This window comes from Streptomyces sp. NPDC020983, from assembly GCF_044333485.1.
Classification (GTDB): Bacteria; Actinomycetota; Actinomycetes; order Streptomycetales; family Streptomycetaceae; genus Actinacidiphila.
Map to the genome: position 1 here is coordinate 439,137 of NZ_JBIRRA010000007.1, position 18,183 is coordinate 457,319.

Annotated in this window: 16 protein-coding genes; 7 read left to right on the top strand and 9 right to left on the bottom strand. The window is 71.7% G+C overall.

The genetic code is table 11. The features are described 5' to 3' along the window. Positions 1-17: 17 nt before the first annotated feature. Positions 18-2,180, bottom strand: a complete 2,163-nt coding sequence (locus ACH4SE_RS18620) for an MMPL family transporter (protein ID WP_398544481.1) — start codon at positions 2,178-2,180, stop codon at positions 18-20. Between the two features lie 410 nt (positions 2,181-2,590). Between ACH4SE_RS18620 and ACH4SE_RS18625 the strand changes: the two genes are divergently transcribed. The 3 genes from ACH4SE_RS18625 (at position 2,591) to ACH4SE_RS18635 (ending at position 5,154) form a co-directional block, all read left to right on the top strand. Beyond that, entirely contained in the window at positions 2,591-3,949 is a 1,359-nt protein-coding gene (locus ACH4SE_RS18625) for a rhodanese-like domain-containing protein (RefSeq protein WP_398544561.1), read from the top strand. Between the two features lie 99 nt (positions 3,950-4,048). Further along, positions 4,049-4,414, top strand: coding sequence for a rhodanese-like domain-containing protein (locus ACH4SE_RS18630; protein ID WP_398544562.1), 366 nt, complete (start codon positions 4,049-4,051; stop codon positions 4,412-4,414). Further along, complete coding sequence (locus tag ACH4SE_RS18635) at positions 4,411-5,154, top strand: sulfite exporter TauE/SafE family protein (protein ID WP_398544482.1); 744 nt, start codon at positions 4,411-4,413, stop codon at positions 5,152-5,154. Before ACH4SE_RS18630 ends, ACH4SE_RS18635 begins: the two co-directional genes overlap by 4 nt. Positions 5,155-5,793: 639 nt before the next feature. Here ACH4SE_RS18635 and ACH4SE_RS18640 read toward each other — a convergent pair. Both ACH4SE_RS18640 and ACH4SE_RS18645 read right to left on the bottom strand, forming a co-directional pair. After that, positions 5,794-6,318 carry an AAA family ATPase gene (locus ACH4SE_RS18640; protein WP_398544483.1) on the bottom strand — a complete coding sequence of 175 codons (525 nt, stop codon included), beginning with the start codon at positions 6,316-6,318 and terminating at the stop codon, positions 5,794-5,796. Between the two features lie 429 nt (positions 6,319-6,747). Continuing rightward, complete coding sequence (locus tag ACH4SE_RS18645; protein ID WP_398544484.1) at positions 6,748-7,713, bottom strand: GlxA family transcriptional regulator; 966 nt, start codon at positions 7,711-7,713, stop codon at positions 6,748-6,750. Between the two features lie 160 nt (positions 7,714-7,873). Between ACH4SE_RS18645 and ACH4SE_RS18650 the strand changes: the two genes are divergently transcribed. The 3 genes from ACH4SE_RS18650 to ACH4SE_RS18660 all read left to right on the top strand — a co-directional run bounded on the left by ACH4SE_RS18650 (position 7,874) and on the right by ACH4SE_RS18660 (position 11,435). Beyond that, positions 7,874-8,785 (top strand): NmrA/HSCARG family protein, encoded by a 912-nt coding sequence (locus ACH4SE_RS18650; RefSeq protein ID WP_398544485.1) that lies wholly within the window; start codon positions 7,874-7,876, stop codon positions 8,783-8,785. Positions 8,786-8,969: 184 nt separating this feature from the next. Further along, complete coding sequence (locus ACH4SE_RS18655; RefSeq protein WP_398544486.1) at positions 8,970-9,902, top strand: AraC family transcriptional regulator; 933 nt, start codon at positions 8,970-8,972, stop codon at positions 9,900-9,902. Positions 9,903-10,436: 534 nt separating this feature from the next. Then, the gene (locus ACH4SE_RS18660) at positions 10,437-11,435 is read left to right on the top strand and encodes a zinc-dependent alcohol dehydrogenase family protein (protein ID WP_398544487.1); all 999 of its coding nucleotides are present in this window, start codon (positions 10,437-10,439) and stop codon (positions 11,433-11,435) included. A gap of 492 nt (positions 11,436-11,927) precedes the next feature. On the opposite strand, the gene ACH4SE_RS18665 is transcribed toward ACH4SE_RS18660, so the two are convergent. The 3 genes from ACH4SE_RS18665 to ACH4SE_RS18675 form a co-directional block, all read right to left on the bottom strand. Further along, positions 11,928-13,589 (bottom strand): hypothetical protein, encoded by a 1,662-nt coding sequence (locus ACH4SE_RS18665; protein ID WP_398544488.1) that lies wholly within the window; start codon positions 13,587-13,589, stop codon positions 11,928-11,930. Beyond that, on the bottom strand, positions 13,586-13,822 hold the full coding sequence (locus tag ACH4SE_RS18670; protein WP_398544489.1) for a hypothetical protein: 237 nt from the start codon (positions 13,820-13,822) through the stop codon (positions 13,586-13,588). Before ACH4SE_RS18670 ends, ACH4SE_RS18665 begins: the two co-directional genes overlap by 4 nt. Before the next feature lie 368 nt (positions 13,823-14,190). Next, positions 14,191-15,123, bottom strand: coding sequence for an NmrA family NAD(P)-binding protein (locus ACH4SE_RS18675; protein WP_398544490.1), 933 nt, complete (start codon positions 15,121-15,123; stop codon positions 14,191-14,193). Between the two features lie 236 nt (positions 15,124-15,359). Here ACH4SE_RS18675 and ACH4SE_RS18680 point away from each other — a divergent pair, with 236 nt between their 5' ends. Then, complete coding sequence (locus tag ACH4SE_RS18680) at positions 15,360-15,776, top strand: winged helix-turn-helix transcriptional regulator (protein WP_398544491.1); 417 nt, start codon at positions 15,360-15,362, stop codon at positions 15,774-15,776. Positions 15,777-15,931: 155 nt separating this feature from the next. Here ACH4SE_RS18680 and ACH4SE_RS18685 read toward each other — a convergent pair whose 3' ends face one another. From ACH4SE_RS18685 to ACH4SE_RS18695, 3 genes are read right to left on the bottom strand one after another with little or no spacing between them, the layout of a single operon-like run. Beyond that, positions 15,932-16,096 (bottom strand): hypothetical protein, encoded by a 165-nt coding sequence (locus tag ACH4SE_RS18685; RefSeq protein ID WP_398544492.1) that lies wholly within the window; start codon positions 16,094-16,096, stop codon positions 15,932-15,934. Between the two features lie 57 nt (positions 16,097-16,153). Further along, complete coding sequence (locus ACH4SE_RS18690; protein WP_398544493.1) at positions 16,154-17,284, bottom strand: hypothetical protein; 1,131 nt, start codon at positions 17,282-17,284, stop codon at positions 16,154-16,156. Next, positions 17,278-17,793 (bottom strand): SigE family RNA polymerase sigma factor, encoded by a 516-nt coding sequence (locus ACH4SE_RS18695; protein WP_398544494.1) that lies wholly within the window; start codon positions 17,791-17,793, stop codon positions 17,278-17,280. The genes ACH4SE_RS18690 and ACH4SE_RS18695 overlap by 7 nt, the downstream gene beginning before the upstream one ends. Positions 17,794-18,183: the final 390 nt, after the last annotated feature.

Below are 18,183 nucleotides of genomic sequence, written 5' to 3' on the forward strand. Positions count from 1 at the left end.
TTTCTGCCGACGGCCGTTCACTCGTGGGAGAACCGCACGGAGGGCAGGATCCGCCGCAGCCAGTCCGGGCTCCACCAGGCGGCGTGCCCGGTGAGTCGCAGGAGCACCGGCAGCAGGACGAGCCGGACGAGGACGGCGTCCAGCAGGACGGCCACGCCGAGAACGATGCCCATCTCCTTGGGGGGCAGGGGCCCGGAAATGGCGAAGGTGAAGAAGACGGCGACCATGACCGCGGCGGCGGCGAAGATGACGCGGCCGGAGTGGGCCATGGCGCCGACCATCGCGTCCTTGACGTCGCGGGTGCGTTCGTAGTGCTCCTTGGCAGAGGCGAGCAGGAAGACGGTGTAGTCCATGGCGATGGCGAAGATCATCGCGAAGAAGAACACCGGTGCCCAGCCGTCGAGGAACCCCTGCGAGGTGAAGCCGAGCAGCCCGGCGCCGTGTCCGTCCTGGAAGACCAGGCGCGCGACGCCGAAGGCGGCGCCGGTGGACAGCAGGCTGGCCGCGGTGCCGAGTGCGGCGATCAGCGGCGCCTGCAGGGCGATGAGCAGCAGCAGGAAGCCCAGGCCCAGGACGACGCCGATCACGAGCGGCGTCTTGCTGGTCAGCAGGTGCTGCAGGTCGAGGTTCTCCACCGCGGCGCCGCCGACCAGGCTGCCGTGGGGCAGGTCGGCCCGCAGGGTGTGCACCGTCCCGGACAGTGCGGGGTCGGACGGGTCCACCTTGGGGACGGCCTGGAACATCGACCACCCGGAGTGGTCGGCCGCGGCCTGCGGCGGCATGACGGCGGCGACGCCCGGCGTGTGCTGGGCGATCTTCGCGGCCTGGTCGGCCGAGGCCGACGGCACGGCGATCTGCAGGGCCCCGGGTGCGCCGGGGCCGAATGCCTGCTGCACGGCTGTGTAGCCGGCGCGGGCCGAGGCGTCGTGCGGCAGCACGTTGATCGACGGCATGGCGGTGCGAAGGCCGATCACCGGGGCGGCCAGCGCGAGCAGGACGACCAGTGCGGCGGCGCCGTAGGCGACGGGCCGGCGCCAGAGGCGCTCGCCCCAGGCGGTGAACCGGGGGGACCGGGGCTCGCCCGGCTTCACCCACGGCAGCGACACGGCGTCGATGCGGGGCCCGAGCTTCGCCAGTACCGCCGGCAGCAGCGTGAGGGTGGCGGCCAGGACGAAGGCGACGGCGAGCATGATGCCCCCGGCCATGGAGCGGAAGGCGGGGGAGGGGACGAGCATCACCGCGGACAGGCTGACCAGGACGGTCGCACCGGACAGGGCGACGGCCTTGCCGGCGGTGTCCATGGTCTCCACGACCGCGTCGACGGTACTGCGGGCCCCGCCCGCTCGTGCGCCGCGGAAGCGCATGACCATGAACAGGGCGTAGTCGATGCCCAGCGCGAGGGCGAACATCATCGCGAAGTTCATCGCCCAGACGGACACCGGTGTCAGATGCGTCAGGAGGACGAGGGAGCCCGCCGACGCGCCCAGCCCGGCCATGGTCAGCAGCAGCGGCAGCCCGGCGGCGACCAGGGAGCCGAAGGCCAGCACCAAAATGATCATGGTCACCGGCCAGGACAGGATCTCCGAGTGCATCATCGCGTCGTGGTTCGCCTTGTTGAAGTCGCTCCACAGCACGGACGCACCGGTGGCGTCGACTGTCACGCCGTGTCCGGAGAGCGCGGCGAGCTGCCCCTTGAGGTCGTCGGCCGCGCGCACCATCTCGTTCGGATCCGCCTTGGCCCCCGCCAGGACGACCGCGGTCCGCCCGTCGGGACTGATCGTCGCGCCGGACTGCGGCGGCACCACGGCCGCGACGCGGGAGTCGGCGCGCACGATGTCCTCGGCCTGGCCGATGACGTGCTGGACCGCGGGGTCGCTCACCGGCTTGTCGGCGTGCACCACGATCTGGATCGCCGACGAGGCGTTGCCGCCGAAGTGCTCCTCGGCGATCTGCCGTACCGCCACCGACTGGGATCCGTTCGCCTGCCACCCCGCGCCCGACAGCGCGGACTGCACCTTCGGCGCGAATGCGCCGAGGACGGCCACCGCGACCACCCAGAGCAGAAAGACCGACTTGGCGTGGGTGGCCGACCAGGTGCCGAGGCGGCCGAACGGCCCGGGCGACCGGGAGGGCGGTCGCCGGTGCGACGACTCGACTCCGGGGGAGGACGCTGTGGTCATGGGACAAGCCTTCCTGTCATGCTCTGTCAGACCGTCTAGATACCCCTAGGGGTATTTCCACCGTAAAGGGAGGTGCGCTCGGGGTGCAAATACCCGCGGGGGTATCTGGAGTCGTCAACGGCTCCGTGGACGGCAACGTGCTCGTCCGGGGTGGTCGGCACACGCCGGTTCAGCCGCAGTGCGACCCGTCGGTCACGCTGCGTGGCGCGGATCGCTGGTGGCCGAAGAGCGCGCCGGTGGCGGCGTGCCGCTCCCATCGCCGGCTGGTCGCAGACCGCGGGGGCGACGTGACGGCGGGTGCCGCTCTCGGGAGACGGCAGGTGAACGTATCGAAATATACCCCAGGGGGTACACATGTTAGCCTGGTGGACATACCCCGGGGGGTAATGCGTACGGAAGGGAGCGTCCAGGTGTTCTTCGTCGACACGATCGCGCTGGAGGGTCTGGGGAACCGGAGCTATCTGGCCGGCGGCCGGCACACCGCGGTCGTGGTGGACCCGCCGCGCGACATCGACCAGGTGATCGCTGCTGCTGCACGGCGGGGAGTGCGGATCTCCCATGTGGTGGAGACGCACGTCCACAACGACTACGTCTCCGGCGGCCTGGATCTGGTGCGGGTCACCGGTGCCCACTACCTGGTTCCGGCTGGTGCGCGGGTTTCCGTGCCGAGGACCGCGGTCGCGGACGGCGACACCTTCGACATCGACGCGGACCTGACGCTGGCCGCCGTCGCGACACCCGGTCACACACCGCACCACACCGCCTACGTCCTGAGCGACGAGGGCCGTCCGGTGGCGGCGTTCACCGGCGGCTCGCTGCTGATCGGCACGGTCGGACGGCCCGACCTGGTCGAGCCACGGCTGACCGAGCAGTTGGCGCGCGCCCAGCACGCCTCCGCACACCGGCTCGCCGAAGCCCTGCCCGACGACACGGCGGTCCTGCCGACGCACGGTTTCGGCAGCTTCTGCTCCTCCGCGCAGGCCGACGCCGAGGACAGCACGATAGGCCGGGAGAAAGCGGGAAACACCGCCCTCACCACCGACGTGGACACCTTCGTCGCCGGTCTGCTGGCCGGACTGGACGACGTTCCCGCCTACTACGCGCACATGGGCCCGATCAACGCGGCAGGCCCGGCGCCCGTGGACCTGACGGCGCCGGCCGTCGCCGATCCGCAGGAGATCGCGGAGCGGCTGACTGCGGGGGAGTGGGTCGTCGACCTGCGCAACCGCGTCGCCTTCTCCGAAGGGCATGTGGAGGGCTCGTTCAACTTCGAGGCCGACGGCAGCCTCGCCACCTATCTGGCGTGGCTGCTTCCCTGGGGCAAGCCGGTCACACTGCTCGCCGAGTCGGCCGGGCAGCTCGCGGCGGCCCAGCGGGAACTCGTCCGGGTCGGCATCGACCGCCCGGCCGCCGCGGCCACCGGCGGACCGCGGCGCTGGGTACGGGACGGGCAGCGGCCGGTGTCCTACCCCCGCTCGACCTTCGCCGGACTCGCGCAGCAGGACGACGCCGGCATCGTGGTTCTCGACGTGCGCCGCCACTCCGAGCGTGCGAAGGGCTGGATCGAGGGCTCGGTCCACATCCCCGTCCACGAGGTGCACCGCCGAAGCGGCGAGGTGCCCGGCGGAACCGTCTGGGTGCACTGCGCTGCCGGTATGCGGGCCGCCCTCGCCGCCTCGCTGCTGCACGCGGCCGGCCGCGAGGTGGTCGCCGTCGACGACAGCTTCGACGCCGCCTCCGAGGCCGGTCTCACCATCACCACCCGCTGACGGGGCCCTGCCCGCAGGCAGGCCGCTCCGGGCCGGGTCGCACCGCGGCCGACGCCGGAGCGAAGACCCGTCGGACGATCCCGAGGAGAAAGGACCGTGATGTCTTTCCACGGCAGTAGTGACCAGCGCCTGCCCGTGCAGGAGGCGCGCGCCCGGACCAGCGGGGACCCGTCGCGGGCCCTGCTGCTGGACGTGCGGGAGGCGGAGGAGTGGGCAGCCGGCCACGCGCCCGGAGCCGTGCACGCGCCGCTGTCCGGACTGACCGCGGGCGGTGCGCTGCCGCCGGCGGCGCAGGGCCGTCCCCTGGCAGTGATCTGCCGCAGCGGGCATCGCTCACAGTACGCCGCGACGCTGCTCGCGCAGCAGGGCGCGGATGCGGTGGACGTCGAAGGCGGCATGAACGCGTGGGTCGCAGCCGGTTACCCGGTCGTCGACGAGCACGGGAACCACGGCTCGACAGCGTGAGTGTCCTGATCCTTGCCCTCGCCGCCGGAGCCGTTGTCGGTCTGGCGCTCGGAGCACTGGGCGGTGGGGGCAGTGTCCTGGCCGTCCCGGCGCTGATCTACCTGATGGGCTTCACCCCGGCGGCGGCCACCACCGCGAGCTTGATCATCGTGACCGTCACCTCCGCGACGGGACTGGTGGCCCACGCGCGCGACGGCAACGTGGCCTGGCGGACGGGAACGCTGTTCGCCGCCGCCGGCGTCGTCCCCGCCTTCGTGTCCGGTGCGGCCGCCGCGCACCTTGCGCAGGGGGTGCTCATCGGCGCGTTCGCCGTCCTTGCGGCCCTCGCGGCGCTGCGGATGCTGCGGCCACCCGCTCCCGACGCGCCCCACGGAGCCAGGCCGGGGAAGGCTGCGGCCGCCGGAGCCGGCCTCGGCGCGGTGACCGGGTTCCTCGGCGTGGGCGGCGGGTTCCTGACGGTGCCTGCCCTGGTCGGCGTTCTCGGCCTGCGGATGAGGCAGGCCGTGGGTACCAGTCTGCTGGTCATCAGCGTCAACTCACTCGCCGCACTGGCCGCCCGCACCGGTACCGGAGGGGACCTGCGCTGGGAAGTGGTCGGGCCGTTCGCGGCAGCGGCGGTCCTGGCGGCCTGGGACGGCAGGCGCCTCGCAGCGAAGGTCAGCGGCGGCACGCTGCAGCGGACCTTCGCGTTCGTCCTGCTGGCCGTGGCCGGCTTCATGCTCACCGACGCGCTCGCCTGACGGCGCGCCATGCCGCGGAATGCCGGGCCCGAGGCCGTGGAACCGCGCACCGCGCCTGTCGAGCCCCAGCCACTCCAACCGCGAACCGGATTCAACCGAATTTCGGTCCGACAACCCGAACACACACCGAAGGAGCAGTACCCATGTGCCAGCGAGCCGTCTGCAAGAAGTGCCGGAAATTCACCTACCGCGGCTGCGGAATGCACATCGACCAGGTGCTGGCCGGTGTCCCCGATTCCCAGCGCTGCACCTGCGCCAAGGATGCCGCGCCCGCCGGGAGCCTTTGGAAGCGCCTCCTCGGCCGAAGCTGAGGAGGTGCCCCGCGCCCACGGAGACCTCGGCCCCGCCCGGCGAGGCGGGCCGAGCCCCGGCGCGGGCGGTCGGACCGCAGTGGAGGCGGGTCAGCAGGAAGTAGGGCAGTAGGTGCTGGTGACGGCGGCCGCGAAACTCGCCACGCCGATCGCGGTGATGCCGGTTCGCCCGTGACGAACCCCGCCTGCGGGCGGCGCGGTTGCTGCTCGGCCTGGTGTCGGACCTGCTGCGAAGGAACTGCTGGACGTTAGCGGGCAGGTGCAATCGGAAAGAAACGGCCTGGTGCAGGCAGACTCGGCGCGGCTGAGTTGTTGTGGGCCGCAGCCGTCAGGCGAACGACGGCCACCGGTCGGCGGCCCACTCCCGCCAGTCGATCCAGCCGGGCGGGGGGCCCGCGACCCTGCGACCCTCCAGTTCCGCCGCATCGGGCTCCTCAAAATGCGCACGCCCGTGCAGGATGTCGGCCTCGGACATCGGCAGCGTCTGCTCGGGGGTGGTCGCCCAGCGGTGGGCGATACGGGCACGCTGGGTCTCGTCGTCCACCGGCAGGTAGACCATGCGGAAACACGCCGCCTCGGCCTCCACCAACCAGCGGACCGCAGACCGTTCGTCCCGTGACCAGCATCCGTAGTCCACAACGACATTGGTGCCGAGTTTGACCGCCTCCAAGGCGAGCCAGAGCATGCGACCCTCCAGCACGTCGCGCTTCCCGTCGGGCTCCGCCTCGCCGAAGAGGGGAATCATCCAGTCGTCGGGCGTCAGACGCAGCGCGCCGTGCTCCGCGGCGAGCTGTCGAGCCCGCGTGGTCTTTCCGGCCCCTGGCAGGCCGACCATCAGGAACAACGTGGTCACACCCAGATCGTGGCAGGGAAGCCCATCGGACGACCACCGCTTTTGTCCGCCCGAGCACGGGCTGAGCCACGTTCGGATGGAGGCCACGGTGACAGTGCCGTGGAAGACGAAGGCGCGCTAGTCGGATCGCGTGGCCACGGCGCGGAAGTGCTTGAGCCGGTCGATCGTGCGCTCGGCCTCGTCCCGGATCGCCCCGCCCCACGAACCGAACCATGACCCCGGCGCGCGGTGGCCGTCACATGACCCGCCGGACAGAGCCCAGGACGCGGCTCTCAGCGAGGTCGGAATCGCTCAGCTTTCCGGCCACTCCCGCAATGTGGTGCGGGCGGGAACTGCTCGTCGTGGGTGAGTCGGCCGGTGGCCGTGAATGTGTTGATGCCGCAGGTGACCCTGCGCGACGACTGCGTCGGCCACTACGGCCTGACGGGGTCAGGGCTTCACTGTGAAAGTCGTCCGGTAGGTGCCCGGTGGAACGCCCCGACGCTGTGCGAACTGTGCGCGGAAGACAGCCGCGCTGCCGTAGCCGACGTGCCGGGCGATCTCCTGGATCGGCATGTCCGTCGACTCCAGCAGGCGTTCGGCCCGTTCGAGGCGTTGCATGACGATCCAGGCGTGCGGAGTGGTCCCGGTCAGGGCCTTGAACCGCCGAGCGAAGGTGCGCGGGCTCATCAGTGCGCGGGCAGCGAGAGCCGGCACCGACAGGCGCTGGTGGAGGTTGGTCCGTGCCCAGTCGACGGCATCGGCCAGCCGCCGGTCGTCGACATCCTGCGGGACGGGCGCGCTCACGAACTGCGCCTGCCCACCATGGCGCTGGGGAGGGCTGACCAGACCGCGCGCGATGGTGTTGGCGATGGTCGCGCCGTGGTCCCGGCGGACCAGATGCAGGCACAGGTCCAGTCCGGCGGTGGCGCCGGCGCCGGTGGCGACCAACCCGTGGTCGATGTACAGGGCTTCAGGGCGGACGCGTACGGCGGGCCTGCGGGAGGAGAGTGCGTCGCAGAACTGCCAGTGCGTGGTGGCGTCCAGACCGTCCAGCAACCCGGACGCCGCGAGGGTGAAGACGCCGGTGCAGTGCGCGGCCACGGTGACGCCGCGTCCGCAGGAGGCGCGCAGCTCGTCCAGGAGCTGCGCGGAAGGCTCGTCGCGGAATCCGTCGCCGGGGAGTAGCAGCACCAACTCGGCCCAGGACAGGGCTTCAAGGCCGTGTTCCACCGGGATGGCGACGCCGAGGTCGGTGCGTACAGGCCCCGGCAGGTCCGTGCAAATCCGGGTTTCGAAGGGCGGAGTGCCGAGCCGCTGCCCGAACACGCCCGCCACGATGCCCAGGGCGAGGGTTGTGACGCCCTGCGGCGCGTATGCCGCCACGCGAATGAAGCCGGGACGGCCGTTCGTCATGCGATTCAGCGTATGGCAGGAAACCCGCGCTCGTCGGCGAATCTGCCACCTTCCGTGACGGGGCGGCAGCGACGAGGCTCGACGCCGGGGCTGTGGTGATCCCGTGCGGACCACTGCCGGTGCCCCGCACTGACCTACGCGCCAGAGATCGAGGAAGGGTATGACGACGACAGACGCACACACGCGGCGCACGATTCTGGTGACCGGCGCAACCGGCAACCAGGGAGGGGCGGTTGTCGCCGGGCTTCTGGCCCGCGGCTGGCAGGTGCGCGCGCTGACCCGGACGCCGGCAAGCCGCGCAGCGCGGGAGCTGGCCCGGGCCGGTGCCGAGATCGCTGCCGGCAGTGCCGCCGACCCGGCATCGCTCAAAGCTGCGATGGAGGGGGTCTACGGTGTCTTCAGTGTGCAGCCGGGTGCGCTGGGGAGCCCGCCCGTGCCGTACGAGACGGAGATCCGCTGGGGTTGTGCCGTCGCGGAGGCCGCGGCGGCGGCAGGGGCGGGCCACGTGGTTTACAGCTCGGTGGCGGGCGCGGATCGCAGCGCGGGAGTGGCCGCATTCGAAGCCAAGCTGGTCATCGAGCGGTACATCCGGCAACTCGGCCTTCCCGCAACGGTCGTGCGGCCGGTTTCGTTCGTGGAGAACTACGCCGATCCGGCCTTCGGCCTGGGGTCGGGTACGCTCGCGACCCCGCTCGCGGCAACGGTGCCCGAGCAGCTGATCGCCCTCGCCGACGTGGGGGCCTTCGTGGCCATGGCGTTCGCAGCCCCGGGCGAGTACCTGGGGCGTACGCTCACCCTCGCCGGTGACGAACTCACTCCGCCGGAGATCGCCGCCGCGATCAGTCGCGCGACAGGTGAGCAGGTCTCTTACCTGCCCGTACCGCTTGCGGCACTCCGCGAGCACAACCCTGTCCTCGGAGCCGTCATCGCGTTTCTCAACGACGGCGGCGGATACGGGGCAGACCTCACCGAGGCACGACGGCGCCACCCGGGTGCCCTCACTTTCGACGCCTGGCTTGCCGCGGGAGGCGCCGCGCGGCTTACCGCCCTCCTGACACACCGCACGCGGTAACGGGACGCCCCAGCCGGTTCGGACAGCGAACACCACGTGCGTGCGGCCACGTGCGGGCCGTGCGCCGGACCGTTGCCGAGGACACCGGTGCGGGTGCGGAAGAGCTTGGGCCGGTGGGGGACAGCGGCCGCCGGAGGCCAGGCTCTCCCCGCTCGACCGCGCTTGCCGTTCATATACTGGCGACGTGGACGTCCTGAGCGACGCGGTCGTCGCAATGCGGACCGGTAGGCCGCACGCGATCAGGCACGAGCTGCCCGCGCCCTGGGGCATGCGTTTCCCCACAGGTGAGGGCGCGGGCTTTCACGTCGTGCTGCGCGGCTCATGCTGGCTCATCCCGGCGCAGGAGCCACCGATCGCGCTGAACACCGGCGACGTGGCGCTCGTCCGCGGCGACCGCGTCCACGGGCTCGCCGACGACCCGTCGTCGCCACTCGTCGAATTCCCGCTCAGCAACGGTGAGGCGCCGTACCGCGAGGTGCGGCACGAAGGCTCCGGCCCCAGCACGGTGGTTCTGTGCGGCGCCTACCTGCTGGACCGGACCAGGGCACACCCGGTGCTGTCCGGGATTCCACCCGTCGTCCACCTGCCGGCGCACCTCGGGCGGTATTCGTCGCTCCGCGCCGCTGTGGAGTTGCTGGGCAGCGAGATCGACCGACCGCAGCCGGGTACGGGTGCCATCGTGCCGTCGCTGCTCGACGCGCTGTTGCTCTACATCCTGCGTGCCTGGTTCGACCAGAGATCACACGATGAGAGGACGGCAGGCTGGGCCGCGGCGCTGAGCGATCCCGCGATCGGCTCGGCACTGGCGGCCATTCATCACGACCCGATCCACCCGTGGACGGTCGAGGAACTCGGCATCAGGGCGGGTCTCTCGCGAGCCGCGTTCGCCCGGCGGTTCACTGCTCTGATCGGGCAACCGCCCCTCACCTACCTGACCTGGTGGCGGATGATCACGGCCGCCCGGGCGCTGCGGGAATCGGACGCCCCACTGCGCGTCGTGGCACGTCAGGCCGGATACGGCTCGGAGATCGCCTTCGCCGCCGCATTCAAGCGGGAGTACGGCGTCAGCCCGGGCCGGTACCGGCGCCACGCGGACGCGGAGCCCGAGCCCGCCTGACGCCGCGTCGCTCAGTCTGCGGCAGCCCGCAGCCCGCAGCCCGCAGCCCGCAGCCCGCAGGCCTGCGCCGACGACGGTTGCGGCAGCGCCTGTGCAGGTCGCTGTACCGAAGAGGGAGCAGCGCTTGCCGCCGTTCCTCCCGCCGACGGTGCGCATCGGCGATTCCCTGCGCAGGGTGCTGAAGTGCGTTGCCGGCGGGCAGCCCGGCTCGGCGCACACCCCCGATCGGCGGACTCGCAGCGAGCGGCGACGCACAGCAGGCGCCGGCCGAGGGCCGTGGCACCGGCACGTACGTCTCCGACGACCGGCTCAGCGCCCGCTCGTTCACCGGCGGTGTCCCCGACGGGTCGCCGGGTCCCACGACGCGAAGGCCATTGACGGAGGGCGATGCCCTTGGTCTGCGGGTGAAGACGATCGCTTGGCCAGGGCGGACGATCGATTATTGAGCGTCTCGCTCGCAGGCTCATAGTCTCAAGACTCGCCGCTCGGTCCACATCGATACGGGCCACCACGATCACCTCGGGAGTCTTCACTATGACCAAGGCAGTGCGCTTCGACGAACTCGGCGGGCCGGAGGTGCTCCGGCTGGAAGAGGTGAAGCTCGACGAGCCCGCGCAGGGCGAGGTCCGGATCCGCGTCGACGCGATCGGCCTGAATCGGGCCGAGTCCAACTTCCGGTCCGGTACGTACGTCTATCCGCCCACCCTTCCCGGCTCCGGGCTCGGCTACGAAGCCGCCGGCGTGGTGGAGGCGGTCGGCGACGGCGTCGACGGGTTCGCCGTCGGCGACGCCGTCAGCGCCGTACCGACGTTCTTGATGACCGACTACGGCACGTACGGCGAATCGGTCGTCCTGCCCGCGCATGCCCTGGTGCACCGTCCGGCCGGCGTCGACGCCCCGACCGGCGCTGCCACGTGGATGGCCTACACCACCGCCTACGGACTATTGGTCGAATTCGGCGGAATCAGGCCGGGCGACACCGTCCTCATCAACGCGGCCTCCAGCAGCGTCGGTCTCGCCTCGATCCAGGTCGCCAACCACCTCGGTGCCGTCCCGATCGCCGTCACCCGCACCCACACGAAGAAGCAACGGCTCCTGGACGCCGGCGCGGCACACGTCATCCCGGCCGAAGACGTGGACCTCGTCGCCGAGGTCCACGCGGTGACCGGCGGCCGGGGAGTACAACTCGCCGTGGACGCCGTCATGGGCCCGGCGGTGACGACCCTGATCCAGGCCGTCGCCCCGGACGGGACACTCCTGTTCTACGGCTGGCTGGATCCGGCACCGGCACCGATGCCGGTCGCCCCCGACTTCCGTGGCCGCAACATCCGAACCTTCGCGTTCACCGAAGTGACGGTCGAGGACGCGGCCCGGCTGCAACGCGCCAAGCACTTCGTCAACGCCGGCCTGCGGGCCGGCACTCTGCGCCCGGTGATCGACCGCACCTTCGACCTGGCGGACGTTGTTGCCGCCCACCACTACCTGGAATCGAACAACCAGTTCGGCAAGATCCTCCTCACCGTCCAGCACTAGCCTGACCCCGTCGGCGGTCCGGGAGCCGACGGGTGCGGCAGCGTGATCACCGGGCATGCCCGGTGCTGCTCTAAGTGACTGTGGAGTGACGAGGACTCGCGTCGAGGGTCATTTCCGTGCGGGTGGGTTCCCGCAGGAGAACGCCCCGCGGGTGCGGACCGGAACCGCACCTTCGCGCCATGGCGGCCCTGTGCAACCCGGCGATCGGCGCCCTCCGCTTCAACGGCTGCGCCGACGTCGCTGCCTGTCTCCGCAGACAGAGAGCCTGACGGCCGGTCGTCAGCCGGCTCCAGCGGGACGCGAGCGCAGGGTGGTGCCGCTGCAGCTGTCCAGAGAGCAAGCGGCGAGCGGGGCGGACCAGGTGCGACGACGGTCCGCCGAACGCGGCCGGGCCGATCTCCCTGACCTCGGCGGCGAGCCGGTGGAAGCACTGAGGACGACGGTCTGACGTCACCTCGTGACTGTGCTCCCGCCGTGGAGAGATCTGTCGCCTCAGGGCCGCACCAGTATTCGTGTGACGCCGGCGACCAGTGTCGTGGCCAGTGTCCAGCCACTGATGATCAGCGCGTATGCCAGCACCTGACTGGCTCCGCCGGGATTCCACGCGCCCGACTGACCGAGACTGACCACCGGCACCAGCAGGTCGAGCGTGTAGGCGACCGCGTTGAAATGCGGGCTGCCCGCGCCCAGCGGCGCCGGGCGGTGGGAGACGAAGTAGACCGACCCGGCGGCGAGCAGGCCCAGCAGCCACAGCCCGGCCAGCCACGGTCGATACCCGTACCCGACTGTTGCGTCCTGGAGAAAGCCCCATGCTTTCGCCGGCGCGGTCGCCGCCTCACGTCGCCGCCGCTGCTGGGCCAGCAGCACGCGCCGTGACTGGCCGTCACGTCCCAGCGCGCGGTAGCGTGCGGCCAACTGCTCGTAGGGCTGAGGCTGGAACGCGTCACGAGCCAGCCACGGCAGGCGCGTCCCGGCCGCCGGCAGTGGTATCAGCTCGTCATAGACGAAACCGTCCAGGCGCAGCTTGGCGGGCCATGATGCGGCGTCGTCCTCGAACGTCGCAGTCCGTGCCCGCCGCACATCCAGGCTGTGCGCGGCGAATCCCTGATTGCAGACCATCGCCCCCTCGACGCGCGCGCCGGAGGCGTCGAGCGTACCCAGCCGCGCACCCCTCAGCGTGAGCGGCCCGACGACGCGGGCCGAGTTGAGCCGGACCGCGCCTGAAGCCGTGACGCCCGAGAGGTCGGCACCGCCCTCGACGGAGATGTGGTCTGCGCGCAGCGCCGTTCCGCCGCGGTCGTCCGCCAGGTCGGCGTCGGGCAGCATGAGGCCGCCCCTGATCGTGGCGCTGCTGAGGTCGATCCCGCCGGTGACGGTGAACCGGTTCTTCGCCCGGGTATTGCCCCGGCGGGCGAACACGCCGGTGTCGACGCGCAATCCCTGCGCCAGCAGAGCGGGCACGGGCGGACGGCCGGGCTCCTCGTGGGTGATCCGGGCGCCGTCCAGATGCAGGTATCCGCCGATGCGCGCGCCGGGGAGCCGGAACTGTCCGTCCACGACCACGTCGTGGCAGTACATCGCAGTGTCGACGACGAGCAGGTCGCCGTTGACGGCGATGCGTGGCGGTGTCCAGTCGGCGTCGGGGTCCGGAGGTCCGGGCGGGGGCGCGGTGATCGTGGTCCCGCTGATCTCGATCTCGAAGACGCGTGCCGCGTAGAGGCTGAGCCGGTCGAGGCGGCAGCCCTGCACCTGGAACTCGCCGCGGATCTCGGCGCGGTTGGCTTCGAGCCCGCTGAGATGGCAGCCGCGCAGGCGCACGCTGCGCGTCTCGGCCTCGGCGAGGTCCAGGCCGTCGTCGAAGCAGCAGTGCTCGAAGTCCAGTGCGGAGGAGATTTTCGTGTGGGCGAGCGCGAGTGGCCCAAGGACACGGACGCCGGCCAGTCTGACGCCCGCGCCGCCGTTCGCCTCGGGCCCGCTGCCGGTCAGCAGCGCGGCGATCACCTCGGCGCGAATGTCACGGCTGCGCGGCCAGGACGCCGCCTGGCCGGGGTGGTCGTGGGGCCCGGAGCGGAGGTCGACCAGGGCGCCGGCGGTGAAAGCGTGCCAGAGCCGCTCCTCGGTGGTCGTCAGGGTGCTGATCTGGAAGCTGCTCACGGCGTTCGAGCTTCGCCGGGCGGGGTCGGCGGCGCAAGAGGATTGCCCGCTGCAGGCGGACGGTGCCGCGGGCAGGTCTCCGACGACGGCGTCACGTTGATTCCCGGCGGTAACAGGTTCAAGGTCAGACCGCCGTCCGCGACGAAGCCGTCGAGGACGGCGGGCCCGCGCTGACGGCACCTGAGCCGGTTGCGGATCGGCGTCTCCGGCGCGTCGACGGTGAGCGCGGCCATGTTGCCCGGGCTGCGTCTGACGCGGGACCGCACGCCCTCGACCGGGTTCAGGTCCGGGGTGCAGTACCACGGTCTGCCAGGCGCGTTCGGCGATCATCTGCCACACGGTTGCCGGGACGCGGGTTTCAGCCGGTCGTCCCAGCCGGACGCTGCCGGGCCCTCATCCCGTATCAGGGCCGGCTCGGCCTGCGACTTCGTACCGAGCTTGCACCGCTGCCCCGGAGGGCCCCGGCCCGCCGGCGCGACCGTCCCGACACGCCGGCAGGCCGCCCTCGACCGGTCCGGCCGTCCGGGGCGGCGCAGGGCGCGTCGCGGGACCACGACGGTGCTCCGATGTCGTCTCGCCGACGTTCGCTGACGGACGGCCCTTACGGCGTCACGTCGTCCTGCCCGCGGTTCGCCGAGATCGACCGGTCCTGGTGGCCGCCCGCCGCCACCGCCTCGGCGATCGCCTCCAGGACCGGGCGCGGTGGTACGCCGAGGAGCCCTGCCAGGTCTGACGTCCGCGCCTCGGCGCGGCCGGCGATCACGTTGGAGAACAGCGAGAGGGTGTGCGTGACCTGGTACGGTTCAAGGCCGCTGCCCTCCAGGCCCGCCCGGGTCTCGGCCAGCGACGCCGGCCGGTACGCGACCGGCCGCCCGAGCGCCCCGGTCAGCGCGGCGGCGATGTCCGCACCGCCGAGCGCACGGTCGCCCTCCAACTCGTAGACCCGGCCCGCGTGCCGGCTCTCCCGCCCGGCCGCCAGGTCGAGCTGGGACTCGGCGGCGACCCTGACGGCCGCGTCGGCCAGGTCCTCCTTGGCCACCACCGAGAGCCGTCCCTGGCCGAAGGGCGCCGCGAACACCCCGGTGGCTGCCGCCTCCGCGGCGCCTGCGGCCGCCAGCCCGGCGGGGATCTCGGTGTACAGGCCGTTGCGCAGGACCGTCGTGGTGAACGGCCCGGCGGAGAGCCGCTCCTCGGTCCAGCGGTGCGGAAGGGCGATCGTCATCGACTCCCCGGAGGACGCCAGGCTCGTGTAGACGACGTGGCGTACGCCCGCGGTCGCGGCGGCGTCGGCGACCGCGCCGTGCCGGGCGTAGACCACGTCGTCCTCGGCGTACCCGGCGGAGACGACGACGAGGACGTCCACGCCCGCGAAACCCGCGCGCAGCGACGCCGGGTCGTCGAAGTCGACGCGGCGTCCGGCACGCCCGCCGTCGCCGGCGCGGGTGCCGCCCACCACGTGGAGGCCTTCCCTGCCGGCCAGCCCGCTGAGGATCAGGCCGCCGAGGCCGCCGGAGACACCGGTCACCAGAATCATCGGAAAACTCCCTGTGCATGTCGTTGCGTGCTGCCGCGTCGGGGCGGCGACGGTCGCGACCGAGCATCCGTCCACCGCCGCCTCCACGGAAGGAGGCACTTTCCCGTCACCCGCTCACACCGCGGTAAGCCCGCAGGCCGGAGCGCCACGACCGGACAGGGGAGCAGCGGGCGGAAGCACCACGGGCCGTGCGGCGTTGGTCCCGGGGAGGACACGTGACGCACGAGAGGCTTCCGATGACCACCACCGAATTCCGTGCGCTTCCGCACGACACGGCGCCGAACCCCCACGCCCCGTGCGACGACGACTGCGGCATCCGCGACGTGCTGGACCGGCTCGGCGACCGGTGGTCCGTCCTGCTCGTGGTCGAACTGACCAAGGGGACCCGGCGCTTCCACGAACTGCAGCACGCCGTCCCCGGCATCTCCCAGCGGATGCTGAGCGTGACGGCGAAGCGGCTGGTCCGCGACGGCCTCGTCGAGCGGACCGTCCACCCGACGACCCCGCCGCAGACCGACTACCGCCTGACGGAGACGGGCCGCAGCTTCTCCGCAGCCGTCACGGCCCTCGCGGACTGGTCCCGCACGCACAAGGAGACCGTCGCCGCCTCCCGTGAACGCTGGGACGCAGAGCACCCCGACGAGGCCCGCTGAGCCGTGACCGACCGCAGCACGCCCGTGCCACCCGCCTCCTGAAGGCAGATGCCCTCACCCACCCCGGGGGCCGACCGAAGGGAACGCCGGCGGTGTGCGGCGTCTGCTCCGCGGTGGTCCCGGTGACGGGACGGGTGGCGAGGGCGTCCAGGACGTCACGGGGCGCACCGGTAGACCCGCACGAGGCTGTGCCCGTGCTGCCCGATGTCGCGGTCGGTCATCGCGTCCACGGGCAGCGTCACGCGGAAGCCCCGCTCGTGCGCGTCCCCGGGGGTCGATTCGACCCCGCCACCGGTGACGACAAGCCAGGAGCCCAGCATTCCGGCTGCACCGCTCGTGTGACACACCGCCATCGGGCCGGGCGATCAGGGTGGCGGCTACTTGGCGGGGACGGAATCGCCGGTGTAGACGCCAAGCTGCCGGCCCGAGCTGTCGAATGTGCTCACGCTCTCCACCTCCAGGCCGACCGGAACAACGATCCCGACGAAGGCGTGGCCCGCGACGCGGGTCGGGGTGAGGTGCCTGGTGGTGCCGTCGGAGTAGGCGACGTCCAGGTGGTCGACGGAAGTGTCGATCTCGGATTGCAGCCAGTACGGCGTGCCCTTCGCCTTGACGCGTGTGAACGGCAGCGACACGGGCGGCTTCGCGTCGCGGTTGACGCACTGTGACACCGCGCCGCCCTGGCTCGCCGACCGGACGACGCACTGGCCGTACGGGCCGACGTAAGCGGTGACGGACCACTTCTCCTCGCCCGCCGAGCCAGGCGTCACACCGGATGCGATCTGCGCCGAGGTTTCCGACAAGGCGGGCTTCGCGCCGGGGGCGTCCCAGGTGACGGCGATGCTCGCCCCGCCGGGCTGCTGGAAGGGGATCGCGAATCCGACCTCCTTGCCATCGGCCCCGTAGGCGGTGATCCGCCTGATGTGCAGACCGCTCGGGAGTTCGAAGAGGGCGATCCGGTGGTCGCTGACCGGCAGGGGATCCAGGGTCAGCGTCTGGCCGTTCTGCAGGCCGATCTCCACCCGCTTCACATCCGCGCGGAAGTCCACGGTGTACTGATCGGGCTGTCCGGGGCCGCTGCTCGCCGAAACGGCTGCCGGATCGGTTGCGACGGGGGGGCCGGACACGCAGTTGCCGAACGACATGATGCAGGCTGATCTGCCGCCGGGGCCGCCCTGGTGAAGTACCTCGACCGGGGCGTTCCACGCATGGCCGTCGATGCTGCCGGAGAAGACGGCCGCGCCCGTGCCGTCCTTGTGCGGAGCGTCCACGGTCACCCGGTGGGTGGCCGTGGCTGACGGAGCCCCGTCCTGGTGACCGCTGAGTGCGAGCGGAAGGGCGGTCCCCAGCACCACGGCCACTGCGAGCGCGCTCCCGACCATCGCCCGCCGCCTGGCCTTGATCGCCTTGCCGTGTCTGATGACCGCGTCCACCGGCGCGTAGCCGGGTTCGACGCGGCCGATGTCCGCGCCGAGCTGCTCGGCGATGAGGTCCTCGTCGTTCACCATGACAGGCTCCCGTCCTGAAGCTGTGCGCTGGTCCGAAGCTTCGCCAGCGCCCGCGACGCCTGGCTCTTCACATTGCCGGCCGAGCAGCCGAGGACCGCCGCGGCCTGGGTCTCGGTCAGGCCGTCCCAGTAGCGCAGCACGACGACGGCGCGCTGTTTGGGCGGCAGCTCCATCAGCGCGGCCACCAGCGCTGTGCGCCGGTCCAGGTCGCCGGTCGCGTCGGTGACCGCGGGCTCAGGGAGCTGACCCCAGTCGTGCTCGGCGACACGGCGCTTGCGGAAGCGTCCGTGGTTGGCGTTGACCAGGATCCGGCGCACGTAGGCGTCCGGGTCGTCGGCCTTGCGGACCCGGGACCAGCTGGCGTATGCCTTGGACAGCGCCGTCTGCGCCAGATCCTCGGCATGGCCGCGATCACCGGTCAGCCCGTAGGCGAACCGGACCAGGGAGGGCCAGCGGCCCAGCATGAACTCCCGGAACTCGGCGTCGTGGCCGTCGGCCTCAGCGCTCATCGTTCCCCCTCGCCACGGATACTCATACCGCTGGAGAGCACCAGTTGCCGGCAAACCGTTGCACGACTTCCGCAGCCATTTCGACACGCGCCGCCGTCGACACGATCTCCGCTACCCGGTTGTCGCCTCACGATGACCGCTGTCTTCTCGCGTCGAAGGCGAGCGTGGGAGCGTCCAGTGAACGGCGGATCTGTTGATCATGGAGTCGCCAGGTGAGTGAGACGAGGATCGAGCAGGAGCCCGTGGCCGAGGTGGCCGGTGGGCCACTCCGGCGATCACCACACTGGGGGCGGGCGCCTGGGCCGAGTTGGTGCCCTTGCTGTCCTTCGACGTCGAGATCCGCACCGTCATCTGCCCGACGAGCGCCATCGAGCGTCAACGCACGGATAC

What these genes read in the sequence shown, in the direction of transcription:
- ACH4SE_RS18630 (WP_398544562.1), top strand. Translation starts at nt 4,049, where the DNA reads ATGTCTTTCCACGGCAGTAGTGACCAGCGCCTGCCCGTGCAGGAGGCG.
- ACH4SE_RS18650 (WP_398544485.1), top strand. Translation starts at nt 7,874, where the DNA reads ATGACGACGACAGACGCACACACGCGGCGCACGATTCTGGTGACCGGC.
- ACH4SE_RS18690 (WP_398544493.1), bottom strand. Translation starts at nt 17,284, where the DNA reads ATGGTGAACGACGAGGACCTCATCGCCGAGCAGCTCGGCGCGGACATC.
- ACH4SE_RS18675 (WP_398544490.1), bottom strand. Translation starts at nt 15,123, where the DNA reads ATGATTCTGGTGACCGGTGTCTCCGGCGGCCTCGGCGGCCTGATCCTC.
- ACH4SE_RS18685 (WP_398544492.1), bottom strand. Translation starts at nt 16,096, where the DNA reads ATGCTGGGCTCCTGGCTTGTCGTCACCGGTGGCGGGGTCGAATCGACC.
- ACH4SE_RS18660 (WP_398544487.1), top strand. Translation starts at nt 10,437, where the DNA reads ATGACCAAGGCAGTGCGCTTCGACGAACTCGGCGGGCCGGAGGTGCTC.
- ACH4SE_RS18680 (WP_398544491.1), top strand. Translation starts at nt 15,360, where the DNA reads ATGACCACCACCGAATTCCGTGCGCTTCCGCACGACACGGCGCCGAAC.
- ACH4SE_RS18695 (WP_398544494.1), bottom strand. Translation starts at nt 17,793, where the DNA reads ATGAGCGCTGAGGCCGACGGCCACGACGCCGAGTTCCGGGAGTTCATG.
- ACH4SE_RS18620 (WP_398544481.1), bottom strand. Translation starts at nt 2,180, where the DNA reads ATGACCACAGCGTCCTCCCCCGGAGTCGAGTCGTCGCACCGGCGACCG.
- ACH4SE_RS18670 (WP_398544489.1), bottom strand. Translation starts at nt 13,822, where the DNA reads ATGGCCGCGCTCACCGTCGACGCGCCGGAGACGCCGATCCGCAACCGG.
- ACH4SE_RS18645 (WP_398544484.1), bottom strand. Translation starts at nt 7,713, where the DNA reads ATGACGAACGGCCGTCCCGGCTTCATTCGCGTGGCGGCATACGCGCCG.